Source organism: Kribbella sp. NPDC055110 (assembly GCF_053607525.1).
On sequence record NZ_JBSGTS010000020.1, the window covers coordinates 1 to 17,060 of the forward strand.

17 protein-coding genes are annotated in these 17,060 nt (G+C 68.6%); 8 read left to right on the forward strand and 9 right to left on the reverse strand.

All coding sequences use genetic code 11. The features are described from left to right. Positions 1 to 2,122 (forward strand): N,N-dimethylformamidase beta subunit family domain-containing protein (locus tag ACWF0M_RS26850; RefSeq protein ID WP_452238477.1); only part of this gene is annotated, 2,122 nt, incomplete at its 5' end. A gap of 1 nt (position 2,123) precedes the next feature. Here ACWF0M_RS26850 and ACWF0M_RS26855 read toward each other — a convergent pair. After that, positions 2,124 to 3,023 (reverse strand): LysR family transcriptional regulator, encoded by a 900-nt coding sequence (locus ACWF0M_RS26855; protein WP_452238478.1) that lies wholly within the window; start codon positions 3,021 to 3,023, stop codon positions 2,124 to 2,126. Between the two features lie 249 nt (positions 3,024 to 3,272). Between ACWF0M_RS26855 and ACWF0M_RS26860 the strand changes: the two genes are divergently transcribed. Then, complete coding sequence (locus ACWF0M_RS26860; protein ID WP_452238479.1) at positions 3,273 to 4,166, forward strand: LysR substrate-binding domain-containing protein; 894 nt, start codon at positions 3,273 to 3,275, stop codon at positions 4,164 to 4,166. On the opposite strand, the gene ACWF0M_RS26865 is transcribed toward ACWF0M_RS26860, so the two are convergent. From ACWF0M_RS26865 to tdh, 7 genes are all read right to left on the reverse strand, one after another. Beyond that, complete coding sequence (locus ACWF0M_RS26865) at positions 4,163 to 4,987, reverse strand: aldo/keto reductase (protein WP_452238480.1); 825 nt, start codon at positions 4,985 to 4,987, stop codon at positions 4,163 to 4,165. The two genes, ACWF0M_RS26860 and ACWF0M_RS26865, sit on opposite strands and share 4 nt — an antisense overlap. Before the next feature lie 62 nt (positions 4,988 to 5,049). After that, complete coding sequence (locus ACWF0M_RS26870) at positions 5,050 to 6,135, reverse strand: winged helix DNA-binding domain-containing protein (protein WP_452238481.1); 1,086 nt, start codon at positions 6,133 to 6,135, stop codon at positions 5,050 to 5,052. Between the two features lie 32 nt (positions 6,136 to 6,167). Continuing rightward, the gene (locus ACWF0M_RS26875) at positions 6,168 to 6,578 is read right to left on the reverse strand and encodes a type II toxin-antitoxin system VapC family toxin (protein ID WP_452238482.1); all 411 of its coding nucleotides are present in this window, start codon (positions 6,576 to 6,578) and stop codon (positions 6,168 to 6,170) included. After that, complete coding sequence (locus ACWF0M_RS26880; protein WP_452238483.1) at positions 6,578 to 6,856, reverse strand: ribbon-helix-helix protein, CopG family; 279 nt, start codon at positions 6,854 to 6,856, stop codon at positions 6,578 to 6,580. The genes ACWF0M_RS26875 and ACWF0M_RS26880 overlap by 1 nt, the downstream gene beginning before the upstream one ends. 38 nt (positions 6,857 to 6,894) lie before the next feature. Next, positions 6,895 to 7,302: a hypothetical protein gene (locus ACWF0M_RS26885; RefSeq protein ID WP_452238484.1), complete on the reverse strand. Its 408-nt coding sequence runs from the start codon at positions 7,300 to 7,302 to the stop codon at positions 6,895 to 6,897. A 229-nt stretch (positions 7,303 to 7,531) separates the two neighbouring features. Continuing rightward, the gene (locus ACWF0M_RS26890; RefSeq protein WP_452238485.1) at positions 7,532 to 8,716 is read right to left on the reverse strand and encodes a glycine C-acetyltransferase; all 1,185 of its coding nucleotides are present in this window, start codon (positions 8,714 to 8,716) and stop codon (positions 7,532 to 7,534) included. Beyond that, positions 8,716 to 9,765 (reverse strand): L-threonine 3-dehydrogenase, encoded by a 1,050-nt coding sequence (gene tdh, locus ACWF0M_RS26895; protein ID WP_452238486.1) that lies wholly within the window; start codon positions 9,763 to 9,765, stop codon positions 8,716 to 8,718. Before tdh ends, ACWF0M_RS26890 begins: the two co-directional genes overlap by 1 nt. 84 nt (positions 9,766 to 9,849) lie before the next feature. Between tdh and ACWF0M_RS26900 the strand changes: the two genes are divergently transcribed. The 6 genes from ACWF0M_RS26900 to ACWF0M_RS26925 all read left to right on the forward strand — a co-directional run bounded on the left by ACWF0M_RS26900 (position 9,850) and on the right by ACWF0M_RS26925 (position 16,288). After that, a complete protein-coding gene (locus tag ACWF0M_RS26900; RefSeq protein WP_452238487.1) occupies positions 9,850 to 10,464 on the forward strand; it encodes a class E sortase in 615 nt (204 codons plus the stop codon). A 33-nt stretch (positions 10,465 to 10,497) separates the two neighbouring features. Next, on the forward strand, positions 10,498 to 11,043 hold the full coding sequence (pyrE, locus tag ACWF0M_RS26905) for an orotate phosphoribosyltransferase (protein ID WP_452238488.1): 546 nt from the start codon (positions 10,498 to 10,500) through the stop codon (positions 11,041 to 11,043). Further along, positions 11,043 to 11,774 carry a hypothetical protein gene (locus ACWF0M_RS26910; RefSeq protein WP_452238489.1) on the forward strand — a complete coding sequence of 244 codons (732 nt, stop codon included), beginning with the start codon at positions 11,043 to 11,045 and terminating at the stop codon, positions 11,772 to 11,774. The genes pyrE and ACWF0M_RS26910 overlap by 1 nt, the downstream gene beginning before the upstream one ends. Before the next feature lie 37 nt (positions 11,775 to 11,811). Further along, a complete protein-coding gene (locus ACWF0M_RS26915) occupies positions 11,812 to 12,588 on the forward strand; it encodes a LemA family protein (RefSeq protein ID WP_452238490.1) in 777 nt (258 codons plus the stop codon). Between the two features lie 217 nt (positions 12,589 to 12,805). Next, complete coding sequence (locus ACWF0M_RS26920) at positions 12,806 to 15,787, forward strand: AfsR/SARP family transcriptional regulator (RefSeq protein WP_452238491.1); 2,982 nt, start codon at positions 12,806 to 12,808, stop codon at positions 15,785 to 15,787. Between the two features lie 90 nt (positions 15,788 to 15,877). Beyond that, positions 15,878 to 16,288 carry a hypothetical protein gene (locus ACWF0M_RS26925; RefSeq protein ID WP_452238492.1) on the forward strand — a complete coding sequence of 137 codons (411 nt, stop codon included), beginning with the start codon at positions 15,878 to 15,880 and terminating at the stop codon, positions 16,286 to 16,288. A gap of 19 nt (positions 16,289 to 16,307) precedes the next feature. Here ACWF0M_RS26925 and ACWF0M_RS26930 read toward each other — a convergent pair whose 3' ends face one another. Next, complete coding sequence (locus ACWF0M_RS26930; protein ID WP_452238493.1) at positions 16,308 to 17,003, reverse strand: DedA family protein; 696 nt, start codon at positions 17,001 to 17,003, stop codon at positions 16,308 to 16,310. Positions 17,004 to 17,060: the final 57 nt, after the last annotated feature.

Here is a 17,060-nt window from a genome sequence, read left to right on the forward strand (position 1 = left end):
CGGCACCACGACCTTGAGTTATCGAGCTACGGCGACCAGGGTGGGAACCCTGCGCTACATCGTGGTTTCGATCCCGCCGGGCTCCGGTGGCCGGATCACCTCGGTCAACGGCGCCGTACGCACGGTCTCGCCGGGTGTGCTGCAGTGGCGACCGACGAAGACGTTGAGCATTGCCGTCGGTGCACGCTTCTCGATTCCGTTCTACGGCGTCCTGCTCCCGAGCGGCGGTCCATGGACACTGAGCTTCAGAGCCATGGGTACGACCGGAAACGTGCTCTCCGCCGGTACCGGAACGCTGGTCCGCCCGGCGAACGTCCGCATCACTGCGACCAGACCGATCCCGGGCCAGAAGACAGCGCTCACGTACGCCGGAACCGTGGGCCGCCCCGGTGTCCTGACCGCTGTCCGGATGAGGCTGCCTACCGGTGCAAGCGGAAGGCTGACGAGTGTCAACGGAACGCTGACGATCGCGAGCGGTTATGCGACCTGGCGGCCGCGCGCCCGTCTCAGCGTCCGCGGCGGCGTACGGCTGGCGATCCCGATCTACGGAGTCGTCCTCTCCAAGTACGGCGGCATCATGCGACTGGGGATGGTGGCCACCTCGTCGACGGGCGTCCAGTTGATGGCGGGAACGGGAACCCTGGCACTGATCGCACCACCCGCGCCGATGCCCACGATCCTCGCCGGTTCGTTCCCTGCGAGACCCGCGGGATGCCCGACCGCGTGGCCGACGACGGTCGCCGAGAACGCGAAACCGGGCACGGGCGCGTGGGTCATCCCGACCTCGATGAGCGGTCCGCTGGCGGCGTACCTGACCAAGGTCTCCGCGACCTGCGGTAGCACGGTCGATCTCAAGGTCACGTCTGGTAGGCCGGTCAGTGTCGTGGCCTACCGGATGGGGTACTACCAGGGCCTTGGCGGGCGTGAAGTGTGGCGGCGGGTCGGCGTACCGACTGTCCTGCAACCCGCGCCGACGATCGGTGGTACGGCCAACGGTCACCCGCTGCGGATGGCATCCGCGGCGAACTGGTCGAAGACGTTGACCATCCCGGTGGACCGGAACTGGGTGCCGGGCACCTACTTGATCAAGGTGAGCGACGGCAGGTACGCCGCATACGCCCCGCTGACGGTTCGCGACGACACCGGCCGAAAACACAGCCTCCTCATCCAGCAAGCGACAACGACCTGGGAGGCCTACAACTGGTACGGCGGCCGGAGCTTCTACAGCAGCGCGACGACCGGTTCGGGCCGGCTGACCTTCGACCGTCCGTACGCCGAGGGGCAAGGCTCCGGGGAGTTCCTGCCGCTGGAGCAGGGACTGGTGGTGTGGGCGGAGTCGAAGGGGCTGGACGTCACGTACTGGACCGACAACGACCTGGACGTGTACGGCGGACAACTGGCGGCACGGGCCGGGACGATCTTCCTGCCCGGGCACGACGAGTACTACTCGTTGCGGATGCGCGCTTCGCTCAGCCAGGCGATCAAGCGCGGCGTCAACGTGGCCAGCTTCGGGGCGAACGCGACGTACCGCCGCATCACCTTCACCGACAGCACCCGGCGTTCCTGGGACGTCGACCGGTACACCGCCGGCGGGAGTTCGACTCTGTGGCGGTACCTGGGTGATGCGTACGCGTCGCAGCCGCTGCTGGGCGCCGAGTACAGCTGCGGCATCCTCGCAGGCAATCTCAGGACAGGAAGCAGTTGGCTGTTCCGGGGCATCCCGGCCGGCACCGTCGTACCAGGCTTCCTTGCGGGCGAGGCCGACTACGTCTGGCCGGGGCAGTACAAGCACCCTGGACTGGGCATCGTCGCGAGCGGCAGCGCCACGTGCCGTGTGACCGGAAGGTCGACCCCGGTGCACTCGACCGCGTTCATCGCGCCATCGGGTGCGCGGGTGTTCAACGGCTCGACGTTCGCCTACGGCTGTTTCCTGGTTCGCCGCTGTCCGTCGAACCTGGGGATCCCGGCGCAGTCGGTGGAGTCGCGGCAGGTGGTGACCACGATGGTCACCAACATCACCAACTGGGTCGGCCGCGGGACGATCGGAGTCACCGGAGGTGCGGCGGCGGCCGAGCTACGGGTGTCCGTTCCCAGCCATCCGCTGTCGACGGACGACAAGTGAGTTACAGCTTCTCGGCTACCTCGGTGAGGACGGCGAGGGTTGCGGTGATCAACGGGTGGTCGGCGCGGCTGTTGCGGACGGCGGCGTAGACGCGGCGGGTTGGCGCGGGGTGGGGGAGCGGGCGGATCAGGGCGAGGGTCGGTTCGGGTACGGCGAGGCGTGGGACGAGGGAGACGCCGCCACCGGCCGCGACCAGGGCGGCGACGGCGCGGAAGTCGTCGGACTGGTGGACGATCCGCGGCTGGAAACCAGCCTGCTCACAGGCGAGCAGTACGACGTCGCGGATCGGGTTGCCGGGTGCGGTCATCACCCAGTCGTCGTCCGCGAGCATGCCCAGCTCGATCGTGCCGTGGTCCGCGCCCGGGTGCGTCGGCGGCAGGACGGCGACGAACGGCTCGGCGTACAAGGGGATTCGGACCAGGCGCTGGTCGTCGTGCCGCGGGGAGCCCCGGTGCTCGACGGCGATCGCGAGGTCGGCGTCGCCGTCGAGTAGATGGGTGATGCCCTGGTGGCCCTCGGCGTCGCGGACGACGAGTGAGAGGCCGGGGCTGGTCTCGCGGAGCCTGGTCAGCGCCGGTGCGACCAGCAGGGTGATCGCGGTCGCGAAGGCGACGACGCGGACCTCGCCGTTCGCGCCGTTCGCGTGCAGCCGCATCGCGTCCTCGGCACGTTCGACCTCGGCGAGGATGGTGTCGGCATGGGCCAGGAGCAGCCGGCCGGCCGAGGTGATCGCGACCCTGCGGCCGCGGCGTTCGAGCAGTTCCTGGCCGACCTCGGACTCCAGGGCTGCCAGTTGCTGCGAGACCGCCGAGGGCGTCAGATGCAGCACCTCGGCGGCCGCGGTCACAGTCCCGTGGTCAGCAAGCGCGCGCAACACCCGCAGGCGTCGTACCTCGATCACGGACCTCAGCTTGGCACAGCTGTTCGGGTTGGCTGCTGCGGAGCCAGCTACGGAAGGTGGAGAAGAGGTGGCGACGAGGGCGGTACGGGCGCATCGGGGCGTCGGGCATCGCGGAGTGGGTCTGCTCGTGGATCGCTTTGATCATCGAGAACGGGATGTATTGCATGCCTTCGAGCCTAGGAATCTGGACCTTGATACGTCCAATGAAAGTTCTGCGTGAAGTTGATGTGTCTGGTGCATGATGTCGGTATGGAACTGCGCCAGCTCAGGTCGTTCGTGGTGGTGGCCGAGGAGATGAACGTCGGGCGCGCGGCTACGCGGCTGCACCTGACCCAGCCGTCGTTGAGTCGTCAGATCGCAGCACTCGAACACGATCTGGGCGTCGAGCTGTTCGCCCGGGTGAAGCGCCGGTTCGTGCTGACGGCCGCCGGCGCGACGTTCCTCGCCGACGCGCAGGACCTGCTGCGGCGTTCGGACGAGGCGGTCCGTACGGCGCAACGGACACAGCGTGGTGAGCTCGGGACGTTGAGGCTGCGGTTCGTGCAGTCGGCAACGTTCGACGCGCTGCCGCGGCTGCTGGGAGCGTTCCGGCAGGCGTATCCCGAGGTGGTGCTGGACCTGGAGTCGTGGACGACGCTGCGGCAGACCGAGGCGCTACGGGACGGGCGGATCGACGTCGGGCTGCTTCGGCCCAGTACGCCGGACGGTGCGAGTGCCGTCGTGCAACTGGCGCCCACGTTGACGTCGCGGGTAGTTGCCGAGGACTCGTTGGTGGTGGCATTGCCGGCCCGGCATCGGTTGGCGCGACGGAAACGGCTGCGGCTGGCCGAATTGGCGGAGGAGCCGTTCGTGTTCTACTCGCGGCCGAGCGGGCCTGCGGTGCACGACACGATCGTCGGGTACTGCCGCGCGGTCGGGTTCACACCGCGGATCGAGCAAGAAGCGGCCGACGTCCAGACGATCGTGTCGCTGGTCGCGGCCGGACTCGGCATCTCGCTGCTGATCGGCCCAACCCCGCCGTCCAACCCCGACACGGTCGTCTACCGCGAGTTGTCCGACGACCTACCACCCTGGCCACTCTCCGTAGCCTGGTCCCCGGACAACCGCTCACCCGTCCTGGCGCGCTTCCTCGAACTCGTTTAGCCGAAGACGTCCGGGTCGCCGCCGGTGCGGACGCCGGTCTCCAGGTCCGCGATCGCGGCCATGTCGTCGTTGTCCAGCCGGAAGTCGAAGACCTCGAAGTTCTCCTGGATCCGGCTCGGCGTGACCGTCTTCGGGATCACCACGTTGCCGAGCTGCAGGTGCCAGCGGATCATCACCTGGGCCGCCGACCTGCCGTACTTCGCGCCGATCGTCGCGAGCGCCGGGTTCGCCAGCAGTTCGCCGGACGCCAGCGGGCTCCACGCCTGCGTGACGATGTCGTTCTCGGCGTTGAACGCGCGCAGTTCGTCCTGCGGCAGCGCCGGGTGCAGCTCGATCTGGTTCACCGCCGGGCGGATCGTGGTCTCCTCGAAGATCCGCCGCAGCGCGGGCTCGTGGAAGTTCGAGACGCCGATCGCGCGCACCCGCTTGTCGGCGTACAGCTGCTCGAACGCCTTCCAGGTCTCGACGTACAGGTCCCGCTGCAGCGACTGCCAGTGGATCAGGTACAGGTCGACGTACTCGAGGCCGAGCTTTTCCACGCTCGCGTCGAAGGCCGTCAGCGTGCTGTCGTACCCCTGCTCGGAGTTCCACAGCTTGGTGGTGATGAAGAGGTCGTCACGCGGGATGCCCGACGCCGCGATCGCCCGGCCGACGCCGCTCTCGTTGCCGTAGATCGCGGCGGTGTCGATGTGCCGGTAGCCGGTCTCGAACGCCGAGGCCACGACGTCGGTGACGATCGAGTCGTCGACCTGCCAGACCCCGAGGCCCAGCTGCGGGATCTCGACACCGTTGTCCAGAGTGATGGAGGGGACTGTGCTCATCTACCCATTCCACCCGGCAAAGGGTTTCTGGCCCAGTCATCCGACGTGTGACAACAACCTCATTAACCGGTAGTAACCATCGCGTAGGACTTGGCATCCGGCTCCAGGAAGCGGAGCAACCCGTCGCCTTCCCGCTCCAGCTCCGCCTGCGTCTTCTTCAGCATCCGGCCGAACGGCGTCAGCGTGAGAGTGGCCACACCACGCTTCTTCTCGGTCGTCCACAGCCCGGCGACCAGGCCGTCGACGGTGTACGTCGCCTTGACCCGGAGGTTCTTCGTGAACACGGCCGGCTTGTGCTCGTCCGCGATGATCCGCTCCCGTTTCGCGTGCGACAGCAGCACGTTGTCGAACTCCGGGAGGAACCGCACCGGCGCCGGTGTGTCCGGATCGGGGCGAGGCGCATCCGGTACGTCGTACAGCGTCTTGCCGGCCTCGTCCGTGAACGTGTCGAGCTCCAGTTCGTCGAACAACGGTTTCGCCTTCTGCAGACCGGACCACGTCTGGAAGTCGGCTGGGGTCGCCGGGCCGAACGCCTGCAGGTAACGCGTCACCAGCTCCTTGGACTCAGCGCGGCCGTGCAGCTTCTTCCCGATCCACTCCTCGGCCGGGGTGAACCGCGAGTTGGCCGTCCAGGACCAGCGGACGTCTGTTGGGTAGACCACCAACGGCACCAGCATCCGCGTGCAGAACCCGAGCGCCCGCTCGTTCACGTCCGGGAACTGCTGCTGCAGCGCGTCGCGTACTTCGGTGAACGTCAACGGCTCCTTCGCCAGCAGCTTCTTCGCCGCGGCCACCACCTTCTCCGGCTCCAGCCCCGCGCCGCGATCCCCGAGGACTTTCAGCCCCGCCTCGAGCACCGGCGCCACAGTCACCCGGAACCGCAGGTAGTCCGCCGCAGTCACCAGATGCAGCGTCCCCCGAAACAACGTCGCCCGTACGACGTTCCGCTCCCGGACAGCCTGATCCAGCTCGGACTCCGCGAACCCGTCGATCCGCGACCACAACCCGACGTACGGATGCTTGGCCTCCTGGCCCTGCATCGCCACCAACCGCCCGACCACCTCAACGGCCGGCACCGCTTCCCTGCCCAGCAGAACCTGCCGCGCCAACGTCGCCCGATTGACCGCCCGCCCACTCATCACCGCCATGCACGCATCCTGCCCGCCCGCACCGACAAATGTCAGCGGCGCCCCGGCGACGCAACGGCGAGTGCGTTGCGACGGCACGCGTCTGCGAGGCGTTCGTCGTACGTGACAACGAGGTCGGCGTCGATCAGCACCGCCGTTGCGAGATGCAGTGCGTCGAGGCTGCGCAGGATGAGCGGCTCGATCCGCCGGGCGACGCTGACCACCTCGGCCGACATTGCACGTTCGTCGATACCGGACATCGCGCCGTCGATCAGGTCGCCCGCGATGGCCGGAGCCTTCACCCGCGAGAGAACGACCCGTGAGACCTCGACCCAGGCGAGTGACGACGAGGCCAGCAGATCGCCCTGCTCGTAGTGTGCGTCGAGGAAGTCGGCCAGTTCGTCGGACTCGTCCTCAGCCACCACTCGCTTGATCAGGGCGCTGCTGTCGAAATAGACCCGCATCAGAAGCGGTCGTCGCGGTCGAGCAGCTCGAGACTGGTCGTGCCCTTCGGCAGCCGGAGCTGCGGCTTCACCTTGCGATAGCCGACCCGCGCGGGCTGCACGCCGAGGGTCACCCGGGCGCGGTCGCGATCCGTGATCTGAGCCTCCACCGTGTCGATCAGATGCAGGTGCCGGCCGAGCGCGTCTCGCACGATCTCCTGCTGGGAACGTCCAGTGCGTGCTGCCTCGGCCTGAAGTGCTGTCGCCACCTCAGGAGGGAGTCGCAGGTTCATCGCCATGGATCAACGGTACCACGGCGGTACCGGTGATGGTACCGTCAGCTGTAGTTCTTCTCGTCGTACTTGGGGAGGGCGAGGAGTTGGCGGATCTGGGTCGAGGGGGCCTTGCCGCCGGCGGCTGTGGCGCGTTGGATGTGGTCGGCCATCTCGGACTTGGTGCCGGCTGTGGCGGCCAGGAGCCAGTGCGGTCGGGCGGCGGCATCTGCCTTCGCCAGCGCCCGCATCTGCGTCGAGACCTTCGCGGGCCAGACGATCGACCTCAGCGCGCTGTACTCGGCCAGGTTCGTCGCGGCCACCGCCTTGGCCCTGGCCTGCAGGGTCGTCAGCGCCATGTTCTCGTTGGCGGCCTTCTGGAACCGCTCCAGCGCGACGTTGTACGCCCGAGTGATCTCGAGGTACTTCGTCCCGGCAGCGGCAAGGGTCAGCACCGTTGGCGTCGTCCGCATGACCGGAACGCTCCGTGCCGGCGATGGTGGCGCATACGCACCGGCCGGATCAGTTGGTGTCACCGACGGCGCACTCGACGACGCAGGTGACGGTGCCGTAGCCACCGGCCCGCCGTCCGCCCCACACCCGGCGCAGGCCAAACCCAGTACTCCGACAACGGCCAGCATCTGGCGCATAAAGCTCCTCACCCAGTGCGAACCGGACAACCCTAGCGGCGTCCGGGCCGGACTAGTTCGCGAGGGCGGCGCGAGCTTCGGCGAAGGCGGAGATGGCGCGTTCCACATCCTCGGTGGAATGGGCCGCGGAGAGTTGCACCCGGATGCGGGCCCTGCCCTGCGGTACGACGGGATACGAGAAGCCGATCACGTAGATGCCGAGGTCGAGCAGCTTGTCGGCCAGGCGGCCGGCTTCGGCGGCGTCACCGATCATCACGGGGGAGATGGGGTGGTCGCCGGGCAGTACGTCGAAGCCCGCCTCGGTCATCTTGGCGCGGAAGAGCGCGGTGTTGGCGGCGAGCTTGTCGCGCAGGTCGCTCGACGTGCCGATCAGCTCCAATGCCTTCAGCGAGGCAGCGGTGACGGACGGCGCGAGCGAGTTCGAGAACAGGTACGGGCGGGAACGCTGCCGGAGCAACTCGACGATCTCGCGGCGGGCGGACACGTAGCCGCCGGACGCGCCGCCGAGGGCCTTGCCGAGCGTGCCGGTGACGATGTCGACGCGGTCCTTCACGCCGAACAGCGACGGCGTGCCGGCGCCGTCCGGTCCGACGAAGCCGACCGCGTGCGAGTCGTCGACCATCACCAGGGCGTCGTACCGCTCGGCCAGGTCGCAGATCTCGTCGAGCGGGGCGACGTACCCGTCCATCGAGAACACGCCGTCGGTGGCGATCAGCCGGTACCGCGCGTCGGCGGCGTCCTTCAGCTGGGCCTCGAGGTCGGCCATGTCGCGGTTCTTGTAGCGGTAGCGCTTGGCCTTCGAGAGCCGGACGCCGTCGATGATGCTGGCGTGGTTCAGCTCGTCGGAGATGATCGCGTCCTCCGCGCCGAGCAGCGTCTCGAAGAGGCCGCCGTTCGCGTCGAAGCAGGAGCTGTAGAGGATCGTGTCCTCGGTCCCGAGGAAGTTGCTCAGGGCACCTTCCAGGTCTTTGTGGATCTGCTGGGTGCCGCAGATGAAGCGCACCGACGACAGGCCGAAGCCCCACCGGTCGAGGGCTTCCTTCGCCGCGGCGACGACGTCCGGGTGGTCGGACAGCCCGAGGTAGTTGTTCGCGCAGAAGTTCAGCACCTCCTTGCCGGAGGCAACCGAGATCAGGGACTGCTGGGGTGAGGTGATCACCCGCTCGGACTTGTAGAGCCCCGCGTCCCGGATCTCGCCGATGGTCGTCGTCAGGTCGTCCCGCATCCGCCCGAACATCAGTGCTTCTCCTCCAGCGTCTCAGCCGTCCAGTCCATGATCACCTTGCCGCAGTGCCCCTGGCGCGCGACGTCGAAGGCCTGGTCGAAGTCGCCGTACCCGAACCGGTGGGTGATCACCGGCGTCAGGTCCAGACCGCGCTCCAGCATCACCGACATCGAGTACCAGGTCTCGAACATCTCCCGCCCGTAGATGCCCTTGATGGTCAGCATGTTGAGCACCACCGTGCCCCAGTCGATCGCGATCTCGTCCGCCGGCAGGCCGAGCATCGCGACCTTCCCGCCGTGCGTCATGTTCGCGAGTAGCTCCCGCAGCGCGGCCGGCTGCCCCGACATCTCCATCCCGACGTCGAACCCCTCGCGCATCCCGAGGCTCTGCTGCGCCTGCGCGATCGTCTCGTCGGCGACGTTCACCGCGCGGGTCACGCCGATCTTCCGCGCGAGATCGAGGCGGTACTCCGACAGGTCGGTGATCACCACGTTCCGCGCACCCGCGTGCAGCGCGACCGCCGCGGCCATCACGCCGATCGGGCCGGCCCCGGTGATCAGCACGTCCTCGCCGACCAGCGGGAACGACAAGGCCGTGTGGACGGCGTTGCCGAACGGGTCGAAGATCGCGGCGACGTCGAGGTCGACCTTGTCCTTGTGCACCCACGCGTTCATGGCGGGCAGAGCGACGTACTCCGCGAACGCACCCGGCACGTGTACGCCGAGGCCGCGCGTCTTGATGCACAAGTGCCGACGCCCGGCCCGGCAGTTGCGGCAGCGGCCGCACACCAGGTGTCCCTCACCGCTGACCAGGTCGCCGACCGCGACGTCCCGGACGCCGACGCCGACCTCGACCACCTCACCGCAGAACTCGTGTCCGGTGACCATCGGCACCGGCACGTTCTTCTGCGCCCAGTGGTCCCAGCTCTGGATGTGCAGATCGGTGCCGCACAACCCGGTGCGCAGCACCTTGATCAGGACCTCGTCGGCCTCGATCTTCGGCTCGGGGACGTCCTGCAACCACAGTCCTGGCTTTGCCTCGGCCTTGACCAGTGCCTTCATGCCCACATCGTCGTCCCGGGCAACCATCGCCGTCCATCGACACGTCGTACACAGCCTTTGCAGTCCAACTGCATACTTGTCCGCATGCGGGGAGTAGTCAGAGGGCTCGGAATCGTGTTCCTCGTTGTGGGGGTCGGGCTGCTCGGGTGGGTCGGCTGGCAGTACTTCGGGACCGGTGTCGTCTCGAACCAGCAGATGGACAAGGCGGAGCGCGCGCTCCGGGACGAGTGGCGGACGCCCGCGGCGGTGAAGCCGTCGACCGGGAAGGCGTTCGTGCTGATCCGGATCCCGAAGTTCGGCGCGGGCTGGGAGAAGCCGGTCGTGGAAGGCGTCGACGCGGACGACCTGGCCCGCGGCATCGGGCACTACCCGCAGACGCAGCTGCCCGGTCAGCCGGGGAACTTCGCGATCGCCGGCCACCGCGTCACGCACGGCTCGCCGTTCCGCAAGCTGCTTGAGCTGCACAAAGGCGACCAGGTCGTCGTCGAGACCGCGGAGGCCGTCTACACGTACGAGCTGGACGGCTCGCCCCGCGACCTGACCGTCAAGCCGACCGACACCTGGGTCCTCGACCCGGTCCCCGGCAAGCGCGACGCGCCGACCCACTCGATCATCACCCTGACCACCTGCCAAGACCTCTTCCACTCCCCAGACCGGTCCGTCGCCTTCGGACAGTTGGTCAAGGTGAGCAAGAAGTAGGCGCGCCCCACTGGTGATCTAAGCTCAAGGCTCATGAGCTACGACCGGGACGGACTGCTGGAGCAGGTCAAGGGCAAGGCGATCGTGCACGGCCGGGTGACGCTGGCCTCGGGCAAGGAAGCCGACTACTACGTCGACCTGCGGCGGATCACGCTCGATGCGGCCGCGGCACCGCTGATCGGCCCGGCGATGCTCGAGCTGACCAAGGATCTGGAGTACGACGCTGTCGGCGGACTCACACTCGGCGCTGACCCGGTCGCGATGTCGATGCTGCACGCGGCCGCCCAGGAGGGCCGGACGCTCGACGCGTTCGTCGTACGGAAGGCCGAGAAGACGCACGGTCTGCAGCGGCGGATCGAGGGACCGGACGTGAAGGGTCGCCGGGTACTCGCGGTCGAGGACACCTCGACGACCGGCGGATCGGTGCTGACCGCGGTCGAGGCGTTGCGCGAGGCCGGGGCCGAGGTGGTCGCGGTCGCGGTGATCGTGGACCGGTCGACCGGCGCGCAGGAGCGGGTGGAGGCGGAGGGCCTGGAGTACCGGACAGTGTTCGGTCTCGAGGACCTGGGGCTCGGCTGATGCAGAGCAGCACCTTCCTGTTCATCCTGCTGGCGCTCGTGGTCGGCGTCGGACTCGCCTACTTCAACTACTACCGGGCGAAGAAGCGCCGGGAGATGTTCGCCGGCGTCGCCGCCCAGTACGGCTGGTCGTACGTGCCGGTCAACAACTCGCTCGCCGGTCAATGGGCCGGTACGCCGTTCCGCACCGGCGACAACTGGCGCGTCAAGAACGTGTTGTCGGGGCCGTTCAACGGTCACCAGATGGTTGCCTTCGACTACAGCTACCAGACCCACACCACCGACGGGAAAGGTCACCGGCGGACGACCACCCACAACTTCGGTGTCGTCGTGCTGCAGTTGCCGGGTGCGCTGCCGCACCTCGAGGTGACGCACGAGGGAATCTTCGGCGGCGCGGTGGCCAACGCTTTCGGTTTCCGGGACCTCCAGTTCGAGAGCGAGCAGTTCAACCGCGCGTTCCGGGTCAAGGCCGACGACGAACGGTTCGGGCACGCGGTCGTGACGCCGCGGATGATGGAGTTGCTGCTCGCCCGCGGCGAGATCGGCTGGCGGGTCGAGGGGAACTCGCTGGTCGGCTGGGACAAGGGCGCGCACAACCCGAACGAGGTGCTGAACCGCCTCGCGCTGCTCGAACAGGTCGCGCTGAACGTCCCGGCGTACGTCTGGCGCGACTACGCGGGCGTCGACCCCCGCATTCAGCAGCCCCCACCAGGCGGACCCACCTACCCGTAGAGTCGCTCCCAGTACTGCCAACTCTCGGGAGCTCGTCATGGTTTGGGTCATCATCGTGATCGTCGCGGTGATCGTCGTTCTCGCGATCATGCTGATCACGTCGTACAACCGGTTCGTCAAGCAGCGGAACCTGATCCAGGAGTCGTGGCGGCAGATCGACGTCGAGCTGCACCGCCGGTACGACCTGATCCCGAACCTGGTCGAGACCGTGCGCGCGTACGCGGCGCACGAGCGGCACGTGTTCGAGGAGGTCGCCCGGCTGCGCACCCAGGCGGTGAACGTGCAGGGCTCGAACCCGGAGCAGCGGGCCGCTGCGGAGGGTCAGCTGTCCGGCGCGCTGCGTCAGATGATGATCTCGGTCGAGCAGTACCCGCAGCTGCAGTCGAACCAGAACTTCCTCGGTCTGCAGCGCGAGCTGACCGACACCGAGGACCGGATCGCGGCCGGCCGCCGGTTCTACAACGCGAACGTCGGCGACTACAACACCCGGATCGAGGCGTTCCCGTCGAACCTGATCGCGGGCGGCTTCAAGTTCGAGAAGGCCGGCTACTTCGAGGTCAAGGACGAGCAGGTGCGCGCGGTGCCGCAGGTGTCGTTCGGCACCATCGGCTCGGTCGCGGGCGAGCAGGCGCCACCGCAGATGCAGCCGGGCGCGCCGTCGTCGGGTCAGATCCACCCGCAGATGCCGGGGGACCAGGGCAACTACCCGCCGCAGATCCCGGGGCAGTACCAGGGGGAGCCACCGGTGGGCGGGCCGCCTGCGGGTTCCCCCGCGCCACAGGACGGACAGCCGCCATTCACCGGTGGCCAGTAGGCACCGGTTCCCCGTAGTCCAGGACCCCCGATCCCGGACTCTCTCCCAGTGCCAGGCCCGGTGTGACGGCGGTCAAGTCGCCACCTCCGGGCCTGCCCTCCCCCCGGTACCTGTGTCAACAGTGCCGGACTGAGATACATCCGGCGTACATCGGACTTCCTTCGGCGTACAGCCGGATGCCACGATAGGTCGGTTCCAGAGTGGAGAGGTCGGACGAGTGGATAGTCTGAGGTACGGGATCCTCGGACCTCTGCGCCTCGTTCACGTCCCGGGCCAGCCGCTCAAGGCCGCCAAACCGCGTCAGCTGCTCGCCACGCTGCTGCTGCACCCGAACCGGTTCGTCTCGACCGACCTGATCGCGGACGCGCTCTGGGAGAACACCCCGCCGCGGTCCGCGACCGCCAACATCAGGACGTACGTCCGGGCGCTCCGCGGAGTGCTGCAGGACGCCGGCCTGCCCGCTCCGATCGACACGTCGGCCGCCGGCTACAGCATCGAGGTCGGTGTCGACGAGCTCGACGCCAGCCTGTTCGAGTCGCTGCTCGCGGAAGGCGGCCACCTCCGCGACCAGGGTGACGGCCGCCAGGCGATGCAGGTGCTGTCCCGCGCGTACTCGCTCTGGCGCAGCCGTCCGCTCGAGGACCTGCCGATGCCCGCGGCCTGGGAGGGCTCGATCGCCCGCCTGGAGGCGCAGCACCGCGGGCTCGTCGACAGCCTGCTGGACCTGCGGCTCGAGTACGGCGACGCGAGCGGTGCCGCCGTACTGCTGAGTGCACGCCTCACCGAGGACCCGTACGACGAGCAGCTCTGGCGGCGCCTCGTCGACGCGCTGGTCGCTGCGGGGCGAGTGGGTGAGGCGCGAGCGGCGTACACGAAGGCAGTGCAGACGCTCGCCGACGAGCTGGACATCAAGCCTGGTCCGGAACTGGAGTCCGCCGGAGCCCGCGCCGAGAACGGCCGCTCCGCCAACTGGCCCAACCCGGGCATCCCTGCGGACCGTACGGCGGACCGCCCGGGACCAACCGCACAACCCGGACCGATGGCCGCGCCCGAGCTGACCGATCCGCTGCGGCCGCCGAGCCAGCTCCCGCTCGACCTGGCCGACTTCAGCGGCCGGCAGGAGCTCCTGGACCAGCTGCGCGACCTGGTCTGCGGCCGCGACCCGGTACGGCCGCCGATCGCTGTCATCTCCGGTGCCCCCGGGACGGGGAAGACGTCCCTGGCCGTACGGCTGGGCCACCTGGTCCGCGAGTACTTCCCCGACGGGCAGATCTACCTGGACATGCACGGTGCGACGCACCCGCGCGACCCGGCCGCCGCACTGACCGATCTACTGCTCAGCCTCAACCTGCCCGACTATGCGATCCCGACCGACCCGGAGCGGCGCTCGGCCATGCTGCGCTCAGAGCTGGCCAGCCGCCGCGTGCTGATCATCCTCGACGACGTAGCCAGTGCGAGTCAGGTGATTCCGCTGATGCCCGGCACCGGCGCCTCAGCGGTGGTGGTGACAAGCCGCAACCGACTGATGGACCTGGCAGGCGCGGACAGCACGCCGCTCGACACGTTCGACGACCGCGAGGCAGCTCTCCTGCTGTCGTCGGTCGCCGGCGCCGGCCGGATCGACCCGTCGTCACCCGAGGCCGAGGAGATCCTGGCGGCCTGCGCGAACCTGCCGCTGGCGATCCGGATCGTCGGCAGCCGCCTGGCGCAGCGCCCCGATCTGAGTGCACGTGAGCTGGCGCGGCGGCTGCGGGACGAGACGTCACGGCTGGACGAGCTGAGCATCGGCGAGCTCGCCGTACGGTCCAGCGCGGACCTGAGCTACGGCGCGCTGAGTCCTGAAGAAGCCCGGTTGTACCGGCTGATCGGTCACTTCGCAGTAGGCGTCTTCTCCGCCCGTGCGCTCGAGGCGGTCGCGTCACCGGCCGCCGTACGACGCAGTCTGGATCGGCTGATCGAGGTCAACCTGGTCCGGATCAGCTCGGTCGACCAGCGCGGTACGGCGCGCTATCGCGTCCACGACCTCCTGCGGCTGCACGCGCTCGGCGTCGGCGACGACGAGCAGAAGGCGCAGGCGGTCCGCGATGTCGAGGCCGTGGTCGACGCGATCCTGAACAAGATCCGGCGCGCCAACAACGGCCTGTCCTTCGAGTACTTCGGCGTACTGGAGCACACCGGTCCGCTGACGGCGCCGGACCCGTCGCCGTTCACCGAGACCGACGCGATCGCCTGGTTCGACAGCGAGCGCAGTACGTTCGTGCCGGCCATCCGGGCCGCGGCGCAGAACGGGCTGCACGAGCACGCGTGGCGGATCGCGGCGGCGTGGGGGCCGTACCTCGACCTTCGGGCCCGATTCGACGACTGGAACGGCTCGCACCAGCAGGGGCTGATCAGCGCGATCGCGTGCGGCGACCGGCGCGGCGAGGCGATCATGCACCGGAACCTCGGCCAGCTCGCCGTCTACCAGGACGACTGGGAGACCGCGCGCCGGCACTTCGACGCGGCGGCGCAGGCGTTCGCGGAGGTCGGCGACCGGCTCGGTGAAGGTGTCGCCGCCGTCGGGCTCGGCACCTGGCTGCGGGAACGCGGCGAGCGCGACAAGGGCCTGGAGCAGTACGAGAAGGCGATCGAGGCGTTCGTCGAGGACGGGAACGCCAACGCCGAGGCCCTCGCACGGACGGCGGCCGCGAACATCTACATGGTCCGCGGCGATCTGGCCACCTCCCGGCGGCTCCTGGCCGAGGCGTTCCTGATCGCCGTACGGCGGGTCGACGCCCACCGGGAAGCGAAGGTACGGCGGCGGATCGCGGACCTCCGGGTGCATCAAGGACGCCACGACGAGGCGGTCCGGCAACTGCGGAAAGCGCTCGCGATCTTCGACGGGATGGGTGACGACCACTGTGCGGCGTACACCCGGGCGCTGCTCGGGCAGGCGCTGATGGAACGCGGTGAGGTGGCCGCGGCGCGCAAGATCCTGCTGGACGCGATCGACATCGGTCACCGGCTGGGCGATCGCAGCGTCGAGGGCGAGGCGGCGCAGCACCTCGGCGAGCTCTACCTGTCGACGGGCAGTCTCGACAATGCCCGCCGTACCCTCGAACGGGCTGCCCGCGTGTGGCAGCAGGCGGGGAACGACGACGCGGCGGCCGAGTGCCGCCGCCTGCTCGCCGGGTTCGAGGCAGGCGCCGCAGCTGGCTGACCCGTCAATGTACGGCGGGTGTATTCGGGTTCGGCAGGATTCTGACCATGCCACGGCACGTAGGCCGAGGACGGGGATCGGGGAGGACCTATGGCCTGGGGGGACGTAGTCGTGGAACGCGGGAACGTCCCGCGGGTGGCGAACCCGCGGGACACCGAGGCGGCGCTCAACTGGCAGTTGGAACGCGTCGGATCGGCGGCGTGGCTCGACTGGCCGCTGAAGTTCCAGCGGATGGCTTTCGGTTATGCGCACGACAGCGGCTGGCACGACGCAGCCGATGCGGTTCGTTGGCTCGACCACCACGCCCTGCTTCGCGAAGGGGCTGCGCCACGGGGGGCGCTGGTCTGGTACCAGGCGGCAGACCGGATCCGGGTGGCTTGTTCACTCGGTTCCGGTCAGGTGATCGGCCCGCTGCCGACCGGACCGGTCGAGGCCGCCGAACTGGCGCTGCTCAGCACCGACTGGGTCTGGTCAGAACCGCATTTCCCGTTTGGGCACTGAGTCGGGCGGTCTGGCTGTTTCAGTCACTGCCGACGATGTGCTTGGGGGCGGAGTGCTTGGGGGCGTCGCCGGACTTGTTGTTGCGGTTGCGGCGGCGGGCCAGGAAGTACTCGACGACCATCGGGATCAGCGAGACCACCACCAGCAGGATCAGCGCCGACTCGAGGTGGTCGTGGATGAACTTCACGTTGCCGAGCGCGTGACCGAGCAGCGTGATGCCCGGCGCCCAGATGACGGCGCCGACCCCGGTCCAGAGGAAGAACTTCTTCGGATCCATCTTCCCGGCGCCGGCCACGATCGTGATGAACGTTCGGACGATCGGCACGAAGCGCGCCATCACCAGGGCCCGCGGACCGTACCGGTCGAAGAAGTCGTGCGTCTGCTCGATGTACTTCGGTTTCAGGAACCGGGCGTTCGGATTGCGGAACAACGACGTACCCAGGGCCCGGCCGATGTAGTAGCCGGAGACGTTGCCGAGGAACGCGGCGACGGTCAGCAGCACACAGGCCAGCCAGAGCGGTACGCCGATGGAGCCTTGCGCGATGAACAGGCCGACGGCGAAGAGCAGCGAGTCACCGGGCAGGATCGGGAACAGCACCCCGCATTCGATGAACACCACCACCAGCGTGCCCCATAGGGCCCAGTCACCCAGCCAGTGCAGCAGGTACTCCGGGTCCATCCAGTTGGGCATCAGCATCGCGACAAAAGGCAGCACGCGGACAGGGTAGCGTCCCAACCTGTGCATGAGCTGAGCGGCGACGTACGGGGAGCG